Consider the following 15,782-nt stretch of genomic DNA (forward strand, 5'->3'; position numbering starts at 1 on the left):
TCCTGCTCTCGTTGCTCGCGATCAACTTCAACGCCCACGAAACGCCCAACTGGGTAATCCTTGTCATTGCAGTCACCGGCTGCGTTGCGGCGTTCCAAGCGGAAATCATCAAAGGAGCCCTGAACGCCTTCGACACCGGTCAGTCGGACGCCGCCCATTCGCTCGGCTATACAAGCGGCCAACTGTTCCGACGGATCCTATTTCCCCAGGTGGCCCTCACCGCAATTCCCGACCTGACAACCTCGATGATGGTCATCATGAAGGCGCTTTCTCTCGGATTTGCCATCGAGGTTGTCGATATATTCGCCCAGTCCCAGCTGACCGCCGCGCTGAACTACTACTATCTCGAAGCCTTCGTGATTGCCGTCGTGATCTACATGGTGATTGCCTATATCGTCACCCAGATTGCCGATCGGCTGGAGCAAGCCCTTAGGGTACGGACCTGAGCGAAGCGTCGTCGGAACCCGCGCATCAAGGCGGAGGAACTCAAGGCTCTGTTGAGAGCCTGCAAACAGCCGACGTGCGGGGCCAGCTCGCAGCCAGATCTGTGGGCTTGTAATAGACACCTTGGCGGGGCCTGCGGCCGAAGGCTTGCTCGACGGCCAGCGGCGCGTCCCAATTGCGCGCCGGATTATCGCAGATTGGTCAGATCCACTGGACGATTGTTGATGATCGCTTCCATCGAGAAGAAGCCTGTCACCGTAGCCAGGTCGAAGTTCGTGATCAGTTTCTGGTAGAACGCATCGTAGCCGGACATGCCTTGCGTCACGACCTTGATCAGATAGTCCCAGTCCCCTCCGATCCGATAGAAATCGATCACCTCCGGCAACCGTTCAACATGGGCACGGAACGCCTCACTCCACTCCTTGGAATGGTGGCGAGTGCGGACCATTACGAAAACCGTCAGGTCGAGACCCAGCGCTCGCAGATCGATATTGCTGTGCGACCCCCGGATAAGACCTAGCGACTGCAGGCGCTGGATCCGCCGCCAGCACGCGTTCTGGGACAGGCCGACCCTCTCCGCCAAATCTCGCTGCGAAAGGCTTGCATCGATCTGCATGGCCGTCAAAATCTTCATATCAAATACATCGATTTTCGCCCGATCTTCGATCATCTGACACGCTCTTTGCAAGAAATTGCAGAAAATAGGTGAATTTTTTCGACCGTGGAGCAGGCTACAATCCGAGTCAACATCCGAGCCGGGGAGAATGACCGTGCAAGCAGCTCGCCCGACGACAGGGCAGACCGAGACCCCTCTGTCAAAGTTCCGCCAGGGGCTGAAGAAAAAGGCTGACGTCACCGCCGACCTCCGGGATGGGCTTGTGGGATCGACGGCGAAAATCGTGGGTCCCTACGGGCAAAAGGACCTGGTGTACGCCGACTATGTCGCGTCAGGCCGCGCACTCCGTCAGATCGAGCGCTTTGTGCTTGAGGAGGTCCTGCCGTACTACGCCAACAGCCACACGGAAGCCTCCTATTGCGGAGGCTTCATGACCCGCATGCGTCGGGAAGCGCGCGCCCTGGTCGGTCAATTCTGCGGGGCCACCGAACGGCATGCTGTGATCTTCACCGGCTCCGGCGCTACGTCGGGGATCAACCGCCTCGTCAAGCTATTCGGCGTCGCCGAAGCCGTGGCAGCGGGCAAGCGCGCTCGGATCATTATCGGTCCCTATGAGCATCACTCCAACATTCTGCCCTGGCGCGAGAGCGGAGCAGAAATCGTGGAAATCGCCGAGGATCCGTCCGGCGGGCCTGACCTGTCTCACCTCAAGGACGCGCTTGCGGACCGGTCGCCAACTCTGACGATATGCACCATGTCCGCGGCCTCGAACGTAACGGGCATCACGAGCGATGTCGCGGCCGTCACCGCGATGGCGAACGCCGCCGGCGCAAAGATGATCTGGGACTATGCCGGCGCAGGTCCTTATCTGCCGATTTCCATGTCGCCCGCCCCTGATGCCGAGATCGACGCGATAGTCGTTTCGCCTCACAAGTTCCTCGGGGGCCCCGGTGCCTCCGGCATCTTGATCGTTCGACGCGATGGACTTTCAGAGACAAAGCCGTCGTGGCCAGGTGGCGGGACGGTGAAGTTCGTCTCACCCAAAACACACGATTACAGCGATAGCCTGGAATCACGCGAGGAAGCCGGCACGCCGAACGTGATCGGCGACATACGAGCCGCGCTGGCCTTCATCGTCAAAGATGCGATCGGACTTGATGCGACGGTAGCGCGCAATCGCGAGCTTGCGCGTCGTGCTTTTCGCGCATGGAAAGACGTGCCGCGGCTGGAGCTCCTCGGCCTGTCGGGTCCTGACCGGCTTCCGATCTATTCCTTTAGGGTCAAAAACGGAAAGGGCGGCTACGTCCACCAGCAGTTGATCACGCGCATGCTTAGCGACCGATTCGGGATCCAGGCTCGCGGTGGCTGCGCCTGTGCCGGCCCGTATGTTCACAGACTGCTGTCGATCGACGACGAGCAGTCCGAGGAAATCAGGCAAGCCATTCTCTCCGGCGACGAAATGAAAAAGCCGGGATTCACCCGGTTGAATTTCAGCGTTCTGCTGCCGGACGAGAAGGTGCAGTTCATACTCGATGCCGTGGCGCAGATTGCGTCCGACGCAACGGACTTCGAGCGTGACTACGACCTCGACCCTGGCCGGGCGATCTTTTTCCCGCGAGCCGCAGTCGAGGGCATCGCCCATGCAGCAGCCTGAAGTCGTCGGCTTCTACGATGCACGGACGGGCAGCATCCAATATGTCGTTGCATGCCCGAGTTCGCGAAGATGCGCCATCGTCGACCCAGTGCTCGATTTCGACGAAAAGTCTGGCTCGACGGCAACGACAAATGCGACACGATCCTCGACTACATCAACAGCCACAATTTGAAGCTCGAGTGGATCCTGGACACCCATCCGCATGCCGATCACTTTTCGGCCGCGGGTTATCTCAAGGCAAAAACCGGCGTGCCGACAGCGATCGGCGGGCGCGTGAAGCAAGTGCAGCGGATCTGGCAACGGATCTATAACTTCTCGGATCTCCCGTGTGACGGCTCACAATGGGATCGGCTGTTTTGCGACGGCGAGACCTTCAACATCGGCGAGCTGGAAGCGCGCGTCACGCACTCGCCAGGACACACCTTGGCGTCGATAAGCTATGTCATCGGCGATGCAGCGTTCATTCACGACACACTTTTCATGCCCGATAGCGGCTCCGCCCGTGCAGATTTTCCAGGCGGCAGCGCAGCTGATCTGTGGCAGTCCATCCAGGACATTTTGAGCTTACCCGGCGAGACCCGTCTCTTTACCGGTCACGACTACAGGCCGGGAGGGCGCCAGGCTCTGTGGGAGAGTTCGGTGGCGGAGCAGAAAGAGAAAAACCAGCACGTCGCCGGTCAATCTCGGAGTGCGTTCATCAGGCTTCGAGAGGCGCGAGACAGGGCATTGCCGATGCCAAGGCTCATGTTGCATGCCCTCCAGGTCAATATTCGCGGAGGAGAGCTGCCTCAGGTCGAGGAAAATGGCCTGCGTTATCTGAAAATCCCGCTCAACGCGCTGCCGCATCGCCGGATTAGCGACGAATTGGATGGCTCTCTCCAGCAGTTCCTGCGCGCGATCGCTTCAGGATCACTGATCGGATGTACGCTCGGTCCGATTGGCTGAGGCGAGTCGATCCTCGCCACGCCCTATTGATGTACGTCCTCGGGATCAGCAATCCTCGGAAGTGATCGCGGTAAGCAATTGCAGTGGCGCGTCTGCAACACTATTATCGATCGGAGGGGATATCTCGGATGTGGGATAGGATCATAAAGCTTCGGATATCGAGCCACACCTGGGAGGTAATTCTTTTGGGGACGAAAAGCTTGAGGCGAAGCTCAAGTAGCCGATGTATGTACTGGTGATTTGGCGCGATTCCAGTCGACTAGAGCAATTTGATAGGTGCTCCAGACAGGCCGGAACTACCGAAGGCTGATCGCGGCTTTCATGTTCCTCGCGCGCAACTAAATAGCCGGATTTGGCGCTCCTAACTCGTTCCCATGGCCGGCACAGTTGACTGCGGGCGACCCGGGCAGCGATCATAGCGATCGCCCACCAAAATCACCGCTTGTTCTCCCTTAGCGCTCTTGGTGTTTCAACGCGATGCCCTCAAACATAGATGCGACCGGTCTTGCCGCATTAAGGCGCGGACGTCTAAGTTACACGACGCGAATGCCAGTCCTATCCTTTCCACATCGTCGAGCGGAGAAGAGCCACCTCAAAGCCCTTGGCCGCGCCGGAGCGCTTGATAATTTCGATGGTCCATGTGCCGAGATTGGCCAGAGCCTGCGACAGTTTTTCTCCGGCATAGGCGCCGTCGGCGAACAGATGGCGTAACCAGGGATAAAGCCGTCGAATGGAGGCGCTGACGCCGACTGCCCCATCCCTGTCCTGGATGTTAGCCGTGTGCACCGTCAGCCCGACCAAGTGTCCCTCGGTGTCGGTAATGATGTGGCGCTTGCGGCCTTTGAATCAGAGCGATGGCCCCGCCGAAGAGCGCTGGCAAGAATGACACCTGGATCAGGTCCACAATCGGGATCAGGACGACGCCGACTGCCAGCCAGACCAAGAGGTAGGGAAACATGAACAGCAAACTTGCGTGCTACCGCGGAGGCCCAATGGTCTGCTGCCAAACATGGGCCAACGGCGCCGCCAGCAGCGGGGCCATCATCCCCATCAGCATAGCGCACCACGATAACGCGACCAGCGTCAGGTCACCCCTGCAACCGCCGCTTCAGCCCTAGCCGTAAGCGCCTGCGCGAATGTTCCCCTTAAACAAAGATCAGGTGTTGTGGGAACCATCTTTGACCAGACCATAAAAGCCCAGCCCAGCAGCGTGACGGACAGCAAGGGCCGTGGCAGTCGACGAAGCAAAATCCAAATGGCACTAACGACCCGCATGTTATCGTCCTGACAGTAAATTCGTCGCTAGAAACAGAAGCTTTTTGGCACTGGGAATATCAGTTCATCGATGGCACTCACGGAGTTGCCGTGATCGGCAAACAAGGCCCGCGCGTTTCCTCGAATGGAAGGCATAAACCCCATCCGAGAATTGCCGGCGTTACAGAGAAATTTAGATGATCAACTATACTTAAAGTTAAGCTAGCTACAATAGAAATTTGAGCGGCCAGTATCCGGCACCTCCATTTCTCACTAGGAGGTTCCACCAATTGGAGCCGCATCTGCCATCGTCGGCCAAATGTTCCGACGGATTCTGTTTCCTCAGGTGGCTCTCACGCAATTCCCGACCTGACAACCTCGATGATGGTCATCATGAAGGCGCTTTCACTCGGATTTGCCATCGAGGTCGTCGATATATTCGCCCAGTCCCAGCTGACCGCCGCGCTGAACTTCTACTACCTCGAAGCCTTCGTAATTGCCGTCGTGATCTATATGGTTATTGCCTATATCGTCACACAGATTGCCGATCGGCTGGAGCAAGCCCTTAGGGTACGGACCTGAGCGAAGCGTCGTCAGGACCCGCGCAGCAAGGGCGCGGTGGCGGCGTCTTCCTCGCCTCCGATGCCTGAAGGTTTTATCAACGGCCGTACGCTCTACGTCTACGTCTACGGCGGCATCACCGCATCGCCGTGACATTGGACTCGCATGAGCGATGCGAAATGTAGCGTTTGGCCCCTATGTCGCCCGATTCCTGACAGCTCTTGCCATCCAAGAACTTTAGATGAAGCGGAAGATCGGCAACTGCTTTTCGTCCTGAACACTCTGGAGACGCCTGTTGCAGTGCCGGCGATACTGTCGGGAGCTGACTTGTAATCGGCGCGCCGGTGGAGGCCGCGATCAATCTCGATGCTCACGGGTGCGCCTTGGTTCGCCTTTACCCTATCCCGGCGCCGAGCCGAAATGTTGGATCATCAGTTCGGTGAGCACCCGGATTTTCCGCGCCGGGTGCTGTCCCGGCGGTCGGACGACATATATGCCGGCCTCAGGAAACCGATAGCGTGTCATCACCGGGACCAAGGCGCCGGAAGCCAAATGGTCCTCGGTCAGGAAATCCGGCAGCGCGGCGATCCCTAGGCCCGCCACTGCCGCGGCGACGAGCGCGACGCCGTTGTCCGCCTTGAACCGTCCCTGCGGGTGAGCGGTAACAGTCTTGTCTGCGTCGATAAGTTGCCAAGCTTCCGTACCCTGCAACACGGCTTGGTGCATCGGAAGGTCGTCAAGCGTCTCTGGAGCTCCATGCTCCTTGATGTAATCCGGACTCGCGACGAGCCTTCCATAGATCGGCCCTATGCGACGCGCGATCAGGTCGGAGTCGGGAAGGTAGCCGACACGTATGGCGCAGTCGAAACCCTCTCCGACAAGATCGACGAAGCGATCACTGTAAGACGCATGCACGCTCAGCAGCGGGTGGCGCTTCGCAAGTTCTGCAAACACCGGCGCCAGATGTGTTGTTCCGAAGGAGAGCGGCGCTGCGATCCGCAGGCGCCCGCGCAGCTCGCCAGCGGGCAGGATGGTCTCCCGCGCGACATCTATTTCGGCGCAGACCCGGGCCGCGTGGTCGCGGAACGTGACGCCGGCTTCGGTCAGCGCGGCGCCCCGGGTGGTCCGTGCGAGAAGCTGCACACCAAGTTCCGCTTCCAGCCGGAACAGTCGCCGGCTGACGATGGATTTGGAGACCCCGAGCCGGCGGGCGGCCGGCGAGACGCCGCCAGCATCGGCCACTTCGACAAATGTTTGCAGGTCCTCAAGGTCCAACATGAGCGTTCCACTTTTCGCGACACAGCTTGCCTTGATGTAACACTACCACATCGCCTTCGGGAACGATGTGTGTGGATTGGTGGAGGCCGATGGGCCTCTGACCACCCTTTTCAGACAGCGCAGGTATCACGAATGCAAAATCAAACCACGACACTTGCGGCTGCCGGCCGTGTGCTGATCGCCGTTCTGTTTCTTCTGAGCGGCCTCGGCAAGATCGCGGCCCCCGCGATGACACAAGGCTATATCGCCTCGGCGGGTCTTCCGGCACCGCTTCTCGGCTACCTGATCGCGATCATCGTCGAGGTCGGAGGCGGGGTGTTGCTCGTGATTGGATATCAGACACGGATCATCGCCCTGGTCCTGGCGGGCTTTAGCGTGGCGGCCGCGTTGGCGTTTCACCATGATCTCGCGGACCAGAACCAACTGATCCATTTCCTCAAGAACATCGCTATTGCCGGTGGTCTGCTTCAGGTCGCTGCCTTCGGCGCGGGCTCGTTAAGCCTGGATGCCCGCCGGACCCAGCCCGTGCATTGAAGCAAACCAGCCGATGATTTGGGACGACCGGGCATCAGCAAACCCGGTCGCGTGTCCTACTCACGCCCAGACAAAGGAAATCGTTATGAGTGAAGCCCACGGTGTCTGGACTGCGGAACAGGTCGCGCTCATCCTGATCGACTATCAGAAAGAGATGTTCGAGAAGGTGAAGTCCGAGACGACACCGGACGAGATCGATCTGAACGTCCGGTTTCTGATCAGGGCCGCCAAAGCTTTCAATATCCCTGTGGTGCTGAGCACGGTCGGCGTTGAGATGGGCGTGAACGGTCCGACCCGAGCTTCGATCAGGGACGAACTGTCCGACGTCGAAGTCATCGACCGAAGCTCGATGGATGCCTGGGAAGATGCCGCATTCCGGGCCGCTGTCGAAAAGACGGGCAGAAGAGGCTGATCTTCGGCGCGCTCTACACCGAGATCTGTCTGGCATTCCCGGTCATCGACGCAATGGACGATGGCTACGAAGCCATGTTCGTCGTCGACGCGGTTGGCGGCATGTCACAGCTCGCCCACCGCACCGCGATCGAACGCCTGACGGCAGCCGGTGCGGTCCCGAATACGTCTCTCGCGCTAGTCACCGAGCTGTTCCGCGATTGGAAGTCGGCGCTCGCCGACCCGGTCCGGGACGTCATCAAGTGGTACATGCCCGAGGCTCAGAAGCTCGCAAGGCCGCAGCGTTTTCCCTGACGAGATGCGCCATGACTGGCTGCTGATGGCGAGTTGCGGGCGCCACCGAGTGATCTCCTCGCAGGCAGCCTCGGCTCTCTGAATGACGCCCCCGGGGCTCGCTTCTCGATGCAGGCTCGACCTGGGGATCGGAAACTTGGCGGAAGGAGCCACGTGACAATGCGTGGCAAACTGACTCGGGATCCTGGCACAAACGATGCCAGTACATGCAGACCCTCTGAGTTTCACAAACGCGTCGTTCAGGGGCGTGAACCAGGTGACGTTCAGCTATCGGACGAATGCGGAGGCGGCGGCGGCGTTGCTGCCTCCCGACCTGGAAATCGAACAAGACACCAAAGTGTCGGTGATGTTCCTGTCCTACGGGTTCAGCAGCGTCGGTCCGTTCCGGGAATACATCCACATCATCCACGCGCGTTTCCGCGGCGAAAATGTCGGATTTGTCCGCACATCTTCATTTCCAACGAACGAGGAATGCTCGCCGGGCGGGAGAGAGAGGGGTATCCGAAGCTGCTGGGCGAGATCGATTTCGACATGAACCAGTCCAATGTGTACGGGCTGGTCACGGCCCGGTTGTCGCGACCGGCCGACGTTGTGCTGGCGCAAGGGATTTTCCGCCCCAGCCAATTGGTCGGCGAAATCAGTGCGGACAATCCGCAGGTCGTCAAGGCGTTCGGATTGCGGGTCATCGGCTCGGCGGTTCCCGGCGGTCCCCTGGCCGTGTGCGAATTCGTGCGGTCGGCACTGGAGTTTTACGCTGGGGAAATCTGGTCCGGGGACGGCTCGCTGATGTTTACCGGAGCTTCGGCGTTCTCTGCGGTGCATCAACTGCCGATCGCCGGAGCCGTAGAGGCTACCGCGTTTTACAATTCCGCGTTCCGGCTGCGCCGGCCCATCGAAACATATCCGTTCGACGCGTGATGCAGCGCCGAAGGCGAGGACCTGTTAAGCTCGCCCCGTCGACACCCGTTTGTAGGTCTTCAAGGTCCAACATTAGCGTTCCGCGTTTCGCGACACAGCTTGGCCAACAGCAGGGCTACCGCATCGCACGGTCGGAGCGATACCATCAACATTAAGCGCCTCGCTTCCACCGGAGGAGCAGCAATGACGGAGACGAGAAGCGACGTCCTTGCGCTTAGCGCGCGTGGAGCATTGAGCGCCGCTCTGCCGTTTGATGCGGCATTCGGTCAAACTCAAGAGCTGCCAAATCAGAGAACAAATGTGGGGAGCAATCCGATGCCTGGTAGATTCGTTATCGCGAATGAAGCCCAGCTCAAGGTCGATGACTTTGGATCGTCCCGGCGGCTCAGCGATCCGCCCAGTACGGGCGCCAAGCAACTCACGGTGATCGAGGTCAATTTCGATCCGGGCAAAGGACACAGTTTCCACAAGCATCCCGACCAAGAAGAGGTGGTGCTTGTCCTTGCCGGGCAGGTCGAGCAGTGGATCGATCGTGAGAAGCGCATCCTCGGTCCCGGCGATTCCGCCTTCATCCCGGCAGATGTCGTGCACGCCTCGTTCAATACCGGCGACCAGCCCGCGAAGATCGCCGCAATCCTCGGACCCTCCGTCAGACCGACAGGGTACGAGGTGGTCGATGTCTCCAGCGATGCACCGTGGAATACGCTGCGGAAGTAAAAAGCCGCGGACGAAACGACGGATCATGCGATCCGGTTCTGGCCTTCTTGGCTTCAGTGCAGTCGATGCCGTTGGGAGACATACGAGGCGCCGCACGCGGGTGATCATGGCCGTGGGCGGGAAGCGGAAAGCGAGCGGTGACCGCGCTCGATATACCGAAGCAACAGGCAGGCGAGGCTATACGGGCATAGTCATGCAGCCTTCGGCACGCCGCTGCGGTGAATACGCAGCCGCCTCGATCTAGGTTTACGTCCGACGCAGCCGTTCCAGTTTTCGCGACACAGCTTGGCGCTGTGCGAGGCTACCGTCGCGCGCCTTTGAACAGCATCTTGGATCGGTCAGTACCAAGGAGAGTGTTATGGCAAGTATTCTGGTCCTCAACAGCAGTGTTCTTGGCGACGGGTCCGTTTCCAAAATTCTGGTCGAGGAAGCTGTTCACCGCTTGCTGGAGGCCAGCCCCGGCGCAACCGTTATTCGTCGCGACCTTGGTACCGTGCCGGTTCCGCATCTTACCACCGCCGATGTGGCGGGTGTCCGCGGCGAGCCCGCGACCGACACGGAACTCGCCGCCCGAGCTCTTTCGGACGAACTGATTGCCGAACTCCGCTCCGCGGACGCCGTCGTGATTGGCGCGCCGATGTACAATTTCAGCATCCCGACCGGCCTGCGCGCCTGGTTCGATTACGTTCTGCGTGCTGGCGAGACGTTCAGCTATTCGGAGGCGGGTCCGCAGGGGCTGCTGACCGGCAAGCGCGTCTTCGTCATCGAGTCTCGGGGCGGTCTTTACTCTGAAGGTCCCGCTCAGGCGATGGATTTCCAGGAACCCTATCTGCGGACCCTTCTGGGCTTCATCGGGCTGACCGATGTCACTTTCATCCACGCCGAGAAGATCGGCTTCGGGCCTGAAGCGCGCGAGGCTGCGCTCTCGGGTGCAATGCAGGCGCTCGCTAAAGCCGCCTGACCCACGCCACGCACAGGAGGCGGCAATGACCATTTCGAGTGCGACGGTCGACCTAGCGGTGGAAGAGGTTCTGCTTCCACCTGTTCGGGATCTTGGTGATGGCTTCAAGGTTCGTCGCGCGCTGCCGTCTGCGCAGCGCCGGACGGTCGGTCCCTTCATCTTCCTCGACCATTTCGGACCGATCGTGTTCCGCGCCGGGGCCGGCCCGGAGATCCGGCCGCATCCGCATATCGGCCTTTCGACGCTGAGCTATCTACTCGAGGGCGAGATGGTTCATCGCGACAGCGCCGGCAATGTCGAGACAATCCGGCCCGGCGACGTGAACTGGATGACGGCGGGCAGGGGCATCGTCCATTCGGAGCGTTCGCCTGCGAAATTCCAGACGCAGGGCGGGGCGATGTTCGGCCAGCAGATCTGGGTCGCCCTGCCCAAGGCCCTGGAAGAGATGGAGCCGGGTTTCTCCCATCATGCCGAAGACTTCTTGCCTGCGCTCGAAGCGGACGGAGTCTCGCTCACCATCGTTGCGGGCGAAGCTTTCGGAGAACGCTCGCCGGTGCCGGTTTATTCGGACCTGATGTATGTCGATGTCGTGCTCAAGCCCGGCGCGCGCCTGCAGGTCCCAGCCCAGCATATCGAGCGCGCGATGTTTGTCGTCTCGGGCGAGATTGAAGTCGCGGGCCAGACGGGCAGCTTCGGCGAAGCGCAGTTCGTGGTCTTCAAGCCCGGCGCCGAGATCGTGCTGCAAGCGCGCAGCGGCGCCCATCTGATGATGGTGGGCGGAGAACCCTTTCCCGAGCCGCGCCACATCTACTGGAACTTCGTCTCGAGCTCCAAGCACCGGATCGAACAGGCGAAGGACGACTGGCGGCAGGGGCGCTTTCCCGAGATCGCTGGCGAGACCGAGTTCATCCCGCTGCCTCCTGACCCATTGCGCATTGCGCCCCGCGGCTGACAACACATTGCAAGGAGGTGTTATGGAAATCGGTGTCGACAGTTTCGCGGCAATCCTCCCTGATCCGGCGACGGGCAAACTGCCTTCGGCAACCGACCGCATGGCCGATCTCCTCGAGGAGGTCGAGGTTGCCGACGACGTCGGCCTCGACGTGTTCGGCATCGGCGAGCACCACCGTGCCGAATTCCTCGATTCCGCACCCGCGATCATTCTGGCGGCCGCGGCTGCCCGCACCAAGAGTATCCGCCTCACGAGCGCCGTCACGGTCCTGAGCGCCGCCGATCCTGTGCGGGTGTTTCAGGAGTTTGCAACCCTCGACCTGATCGCGAAGGGGCGTGCCGAGATCGTCGTTGGCCGCGGTTCCTTCGGTGAGGCCTATCCATTGTTCGGCTTTCGGATGGAGGACTATGACGATCTTTTTGCGGAGAAACTCGAGCTCTTCCTCAAGCTTCGCGAGAAGACCCACCTCGCGTGGGAGGGGCGCTTCCGCCCGGCACTCACCGGGCAAGGCGTTTTCCTCCGGCCGCATCAGCAGCGCCTGCCGGTGTGGCTCGGCGTCGGAGGTACGCCGCAATCCTTCGCACGCGCCGGAACGCTCGGCCTCCCACTGATGGTCGCGATCATCGGCGGCAGCTTTGAGCGCTTCCGCCCGCTCGTCGATCTCTACCGCGAGAGCGGACTGCGCGCCGGGCACGCGCTTGAGCAACTCACAGTCGGTGCCCATGCGATGGGCTTCGTCGGAGAGACCATCGCAAAAGCCAAGGATGCCTTCTTCCCCGGCTGGGCGCATCTGACAACGACGATTGGCCGCGAACGCGGTTGGTTTGCACCGTCGCGCCAGCAGTTCGAGGCGATGTGCGGCCCGGAGGGCGCCTTTCTGATCGGTGATCCGGACACTGTCGCCAGCAAGATGCTCGATGCCGACAGCGCACTCGGCGGCGTATCGAGGATCACCTTCCAAATGAGCACGGCATCCCTCGAAACCGCTGCGATGAAGCGCTCGATCGAGCTGCTCGGAACCGAAGTAGCGCCGATCGTCCGCGCGGCGCGGTCAAAGCACGGGGCACCGACTGAAAAGGAGACCTCAAATGCCGAACTCTTCTGAACACTTGAGACGCTCCGCCGCAGTCACCGGCGCTGGCGGTGGCCTTGGCCGCGACATCGCGCTCGGACTGGCGGCCAAGGGCTATACTGTTTTCGGCACGGCCATGTCCGCCGCAGAGGTCCAGGATCTGAAGGACGCCTCCGGTGGACGCGTCAGCCTGACCGTCTGCGACATGACCAAGGAACAGGCCGTGAAAGCCTGGGCTGACGACGTGTCCGACGCGCTCGGCGATGGCGCCCTCGATCTTCTGATCAACAACGCAGGGATCCTTACCCCCGGCCCGATCGAGATTTTGCCGCTCGACGCCATCCGGCGCGAATTCGACGTCAACGTGTTCGGCGCCCTCTCGGTCATGAATGCGTTCCTGCCCGCATTGAGGAAGGCGCGCGGTCGCATCGTCCAGGTGAGCACCTGGACCGCCAGCGTACCGCTCCCGTTCAATGGGCCATCAGGCGCATCGAAGGTCGCCCTGGAGGTATTTGCGGCCGTCTACCGTGCCGAGCTGAAGCGCTTCGGCATCGATGTCGTGGTGGCTGCGGCAGGCAATATGAAGACTGGGGGACCGGCGAAAACGGCTGCCGCTCTAAAGCGGGTCGCGGACGATATGACCTCTGAACAGCGCGAGTTATACGGTCAAACATTCGAAACCTTCGCGAACACGCTCAACGGCATGCAGAGCAGTGGGCTCGAGTCGGCTGCGGCCGCGAAGCGTATCGTCGAACTGGCCGAACAGGTACCTGCACCGAGCCGCGCGCCGGTGGGACAGGACGCCGACGAAATGCTCCGCGCAGCTCGCGAGAAGTCCGACGCTGAACTGGATGGGCTCCGGCTTCAAGTCGCCGGCCTGAGCTAGGGCCTTCCAGCAAATCCACACTTCATAAGAAGGAGATACCCCATGCTTGAGCTCGTAGACGGCAACGACAGCCGTGCCGTTCGCAATAAGGACAACATCCTTGGCTTCTATGATCTGGTGATCAACCAGAAGAAGGCGGAAGAATATGTGCCCAAGTTCATCGCGCCGGGTTACATCCAGCACAATCCCCTGATCGCAGATGGGCCAGTCGCCCTGGCGCAGTTTTTTGGCCAGATCAACAAGGAACGCGCTCTGGCGCGCGTCGTGGTCCACAAAATCATCGCCCTCGACGACTACGTCTGGGCCCATGTGAATTTTCTGAATCTTTTCAACGACGACCCGAATGACACCGGGATCGCCGGCGTCGACATCTACAAAATGGATGCCAACGGCAAAGCGATCGAGCATTGGGACACCTTGCAGGTGGTCGGCGATCCGCAGAACTCGGCCCCGTTGATCGCGCCAAACATTCCTCGCGCCAATGCAAATGGAATGTTCTGAAAGGGAAACGGTTACGCAAAGCCGCCTCCGACCGCGAAAGCTGACGAATCAGGAAGGGCGAAAAGATGAACTACGCCATCGTTGGATCGGGAGCGATCGGCACCGCGCTCGCTCGGCGTTTCGTTGCCAACGGAATCGACATCGCCATCGCCAACTCGAAGGGCCTAAAGAGCTTGGCTGGTTTGGTTAGTGAACTTGGGCCCATCGTAAAGCCTGTGACTGCCTCCGAAGCTCTCCGGGCCGACGTCGTCATTTTGGCTATCCCTTTCGACGCAGTACAGGATGCAGTGAAGGATGTTGAATGGGACAGCCGCATCGTGGTCGACGCCACGAACGCGATCGACTTCCCGGCGTTCTCGCCGCGCGACCTCAAGGGTCGTTTGTCGACGGAGATCGTTGCTGACGCCGTCCCGGGTGCGCGTGTGGTCAAGGCCTTCAACACGCTTCCGGCCGCAATCCTCGGGGCCGACCCGGCGGTGCTCGGCGGCCGTCGTGTGCTGTTCGTCTCGGGTGACGATCCATCGGCTCGGCTCGCTGTCGTGGACCTTGTCGAGCGCCTCGGCTTCGCCGCCGTCGATCTGGGCGGTATCGCTGAAGGCGGCCGTGCGCAGCAGTTCGGCGGTGGTGTTTCCGGCCAGGAATTCGTTCAACTCGGATGACCAGCACGCGCCACGATGGCAGCGAAAGGTTGAATTGGAGAAGGCGGTATGTCCTCAAACTTAGAAGGGAACAAAGCACTGGGGCGGCGATTCTTCGCCGCCATCGAAAGCGGGAATTTCAGCGTCTTCGACGAGATCGTTACGCAGGATTATGACGACCATCTGGCTGGGCAAGGTCGGGGGCGCGAGGCGCTCAAGCAGTACTTCGCGGGGCTTCACTCAGCGTTTGCTGATCTGAAGCTACCGATTTCGGCGATCGTCGCCGAAGGCGACCAGGTTGCTGTCCTGAATGCCGTCCGCGGGACGCACAAAGGCGATTTCGCCGGTGTCAAGGCCACTGGCAGAGAGATCAATACAATGGCGTTTCGGCTCTACCGAATTGAAAATGGGCATCTCGCCGAGCATTGGGAAGTTGCGGACTTCTCGACGCTTATGCAGCAACTTCAAGGATGATCGCGGATGTCAATGGTTCGCACGGGCGTACCTGCTAGCGAGACTGTTTGATATGATGGCCGAGGCGTTTCAGGCGGTGTTGGCAGTTCTCGTGTTGCTCGCGGTGCGGACGGCAAGCTACGAAGCGAACAGAGCGAGCCGCGATTGTCCTTCGAGCTTCGCCATCTTCGTTAACAGGTCGCGGCTGCCGAGTATTGGGACTTCCGCAAGGCGGCGTTGGCGTACATGGCTACAAGCATCGGATGGCGGCCTCATTCGCTTTCGCTGATTTGAACTTTGCAGATCTCGGCCATCGTGGCCGCAGACGACCAAGTGGCAGCCTTAAACGCCTTCTCCGGCAGGCACGGAGGCGATTTCGTTGGAATATGTCCACAAACAGAAGAATCGACGCGATGGCATCTCAGCTTTGCCGTATCCAGAATGGCCACCTTGCGGAGCATTGTGAAGTCGCGGACCTTGCCAGTTGTAGGGTGAAGCACGGTGAGGGCACTCCCTCCACATCATCGGTCAGGAGGCCTAAGCTTGGCTGGGAAATTTTTGAGACAAACGAATTGCGCAGAGGCGCCGGATGTGAGGCGAAATTTTGAATGAGAATGCGCTGAGATCGTTGCTGGGCAACGCAACGTCAGCTTTCGTCACCAGCCAAATCGTGAGGGCGCTATGTGAGCGCGG

13 protein-coding genes and 5 pseudogenes are annotated in these 15,782 nt (G+C 60.3%); 15 read left to right on the top strand and 3 right to left on the bottom strand.

What is annotated here, in order from left to right; translation table 11 throughout:
* Window positions 1-446 (top strand): ABC transporter permease subunit (locus NKH89_RS27710; protein WP_352910715.1); only part of this gene is annotated, 446 nt, incomplete at its 5' end.
* A gap of 185 nt (window positions 447-631) precedes the next feature.
* On the opposite strand, the gene NKH89_RS27715 is transcribed toward NKH89_RS27710, so the two are convergent.
* Window positions 632-1,114 carry an Lrp/AsnC family transcriptional regulator gene (locus tag NKH89_RS27715; protein WP_352466327.1) on the bottom strand — a complete coding sequence of 161 codons (483 nt, stop codon included), beginning with the start codon at window positions 1,112-1,114 and terminating at the stop codon, window positions 632-634.
* A gap of 94 nt (window positions 1,115-1,208) precedes the next feature.
* Between NKH89_RS27715 and NKH89_RS27720 the strand changes: the two genes are divergently transcribed.
* The gene (locus NKH89_RS27720) at window positions 1,209-2,714 is read left to right on the top strand and encodes an aminotransferase class V-fold PLP-dependent enzyme (RefSeq protein WP_352491424.1); all 1,506 of its coding nucleotides are present in this window, start codon (window positions 1,209-1,211) and stop codon (window positions 2,712-2,714) included.
* Window positions 2,701-3,557, top strand: a pseudogene (locus tag NKH89_RS27725) (MBL fold metallo-hydrolase); the annotation flags it as partial. The gene NKH89_RS27720 and the pseudogene NKH89_RS27725, both read left to right, overlap by 14 nt.
* A 690-nt stretch (window positions 3,558-4,247) precedes the next feature.
* Here NKH89_RS27725 and NKH89_RS27730 read toward each other — a convergent pair.
* Window positions 4,248-4,502 (bottom strand): annotated as a pseudogene (locus NKH89_RS27730) (IS5/IS1182 family transposase); the annotation flags it as partial.
* Window positions 4,503-5,229: 727 nt separating this feature from the next.
* Between NKH89_RS27730 and NKH89_RS27735 the strand changes: the two are divergent.
* Window positions 5,230-5,495, top strand: a pseudogene (locus NKH89_RS27735) (ABC transporter permease family protein); the annotation flags it as partial.
* Window positions 5,496-5,873: 378 nt separating this feature from the next.
* Here NKH89_RS27735 and NKH89_RS27740 read toward each other — a convergent pair.
* Window positions 5,874-6,749, bottom strand: a complete 876-nt coding sequence (locus tag NKH89_RS27740) for a LysR family transcriptional regulator (protein WP_031194727.1) — start codon at window positions 6,747-6,749, stop codon at window positions 5,874-5,876.
* A 135-nt stretch (window positions 6,750-6,884) separates the two neighbouring features.
* Between NKH89_RS27740 and NKH89_RS27745 the strand changes: the two genes are divergently transcribed.
* From NKH89_RS27745 to NKH89_RS27795, 11 genes and pseudogenes are all read left to right on the top strand, one after another.
* Window positions 6,885-7,286 carry a DoxX family protein gene (locus NKH89_RS27745; RefSeq protein WP_023721570.1) on the top strand — a complete coding sequence of 134 codons (402 nt, stop codon included), beginning with the start codon at window positions 6,885-6,887 and terminating at the stop codon, window positions 7,284-7,286.
* A gap of 154 nt (window positions 7,287-7,440) precedes the next feature.
* Window positions 7,441-7,991 (top strand): annotated as a pseudogene (locus NKH89_RS27750) (isochorismatase family protein).
* A gap of 196 nt (window positions 7,992-8,187) precedes the next feature.
* Window positions 8,188-8,909, top strand: a pseudogene (locus NKH89_RS27755) (acetoacetate decarboxylase family protein).
* Window positions 8,910-9,092: 183 nt separating this feature from the next.
* Window positions 9,093-9,626, top strand: coding sequence for a cupin domain-containing protein (locus tag NKH89_RS27760; RefSeq protein ID WP_084642941.1), 534 nt, complete (start codon window positions 9,093-9,095; stop codon window positions 9,624-9,626).
* Between the two features lie 358 nt (window positions 9,627-9,984).
* Window positions 9,985-10,587 carry an FMN-dependent NADH-azoreductase gene (locus NKH89_RS27765; RefSeq protein ID WP_023721575.1) on the top strand — a complete coding sequence of 201 codons (603 nt, stop codon included), beginning with the start codon at window positions 9,985-9,987 and terminating at the stop codon, window positions 10,585-10,587.
* A gap of 25 nt (window positions 10,588-10,612) precedes the next feature.
* Complete coding sequence (locus NKH89_RS27770; protein ID WP_023721576.1) at window positions 10,613-11,539, top strand: pirin family protein; 927 nt, start codon at window positions 10,613-10,615, stop codon at window positions 11,537-11,539.
* Between the two features lie 22 nt (window positions 11,540-11,561).
* Window positions 11,562-12,644, top strand: coding sequence for an LLM class flavin-dependent oxidoreductase (locus NKH89_RS27775; protein WP_023721577.1), 1,083 nt, complete (start codon window positions 11,562-11,564; stop codon window positions 12,642-12,644).
* A complete protein-coding gene (locus NKH89_RS27780) occupies window positions 12,628-13,497 on the top strand; it encodes an SDR family NAD(P)-dependent oxidoreductase (protein ID WP_031194731.1) in 870 nt (289 codons plus the stop codon). The genes NKH89_RS27775 and NKH89_RS27780 overlap by 17 nt, the downstream gene beginning before the upstream one ends.
* A 42-nt stretch (window positions 13,498-13,539) precedes the next feature.
* Window positions 13,540-13,998 (top strand): nuclear transport factor 2 family protein, encoded by a 459-nt coding sequence (locus tag NKH89_RS27785; protein WP_023721579.1) that lies wholly within the window; start codon window positions 13,540-13,542, stop codon window positions 13,996-13,998.
* Between the two features lie 65 nt (window positions 13,999-14,063).
* The gene (locus tag NKH89_RS27790) at window positions 14,064-14,657 is read left to right on the top strand and encodes an NADPH-dependent F420 reductase (protein ID WP_023721580.1); all 594 of its coding nucleotides are present in this window, start codon (window positions 14,064-14,066) and stop codon (window positions 14,655-14,657) included.
* A 48-nt stretch (window positions 14,658-14,705) separates the two neighbouring features.
* Window positions 14,706-15,110 carry an ester cyclase gene (locus NKH89_RS27795; RefSeq protein ID WP_023721581.1) on the top strand — a complete coding sequence of 135 codons (405 nt, stop codon included), beginning with the start codon at window positions 14,706-14,708 and terminating at the stop codon, window positions 15,108-15,110.
* Window positions 15,111-15,782: the final 672 nt, after the last annotated feature.

It is taken from the genome of Mesorhizobium sp. M0923 (genome assembly GCF_040319365.1).
GTDB lineage: Bacteria > Pseudomonadota > Alphaproteobacteria > Rhizobiales > Rhizobiaceae > Mesorhizobium.

What these genes read in the sequence shown, in the direction of transcription:
- NKH89_RS27715 (WP_352466327.1), bottom strand. Translation starts at nt 1,114, where the DNA reads ATGATCGAAGATCGGGCGAAAATCGATGTATTTGATATGAAGATTTTG.
- NKH89_RS27720 (WP_352491424.1), top strand. Translation starts at nt 1,209, where the DNA reads ATGACCGTGCAAGCAGCTCGCCCGACGACAGGGCAGACCGAGACCCCT.
- NKH89_RS27745 (WP_023721570.1), top strand. Translation starts at nt 6,885, where the DNA reads ATGCAAAATCAAACCACGACACTTGCGGCTGCCGGCCGTGTGCTGATC.
- NKH89_RS27760 (WP_084642941.1), top strand. Translation starts at nt 9,093, where the DNA reads ATGACGGAGACGAGAAGCGACGTCCTTGCGCTTAGCGCGCGTGGAGCA.
- NKH89_RS27765 (WP_023721575.1), top strand. Translation starts at nt 9,985, where the DNA reads ATGGCAAGTATTCTGGTCCTCAACAGCAGTGTTCTTGGCGACGGGTCC.
- NKH89_RS27770 (WP_023721576.1), top strand. Translation starts at nt 10,613, where the DNA reads ATGACCATTTCGAGTGCGACGGTCGACCTAGCGGTGGAAGAGGTTCTG.
- NKH89_RS27775 (WP_023721577.1), top strand. Translation starts at nt 11,562, where the DNA reads ATGGAAATCGGTGTCGACAGTTTCGCGGCAATCCTCCCTGATCCGGCG.
- NKH89_RS27780 (WP_031194731.1), top strand. Translation starts at nt 12,628, where the DNA reads ATGCCGAACTCTTCTGAACACTTGAGACGCTCCGCCGCAGTCACCGGC.
- NKH89_RS27785 (WP_023721579.1), top strand. Translation starts at nt 13,540, where the DNA reads ATGCTTGAGCTCGTAGACGGCAACGACAGCCGTGCCGTTCGCAATAAG.
- NKH89_RS27790 (WP_023721580.1), top strand. Translation starts at nt 14,064, where the DNA reads ATGAACTACGCCATCGTTGGATCGGGAGCGATCGGCACCGCGCTCGCT.
- NKH89_RS27795 (WP_023721581.1), top strand. Translation starts at nt 14,706, where the DNA reads ATGTCCTCAAACTTAGAAGGGAACAAAGCACTGGGGCGGCGATTCTTC.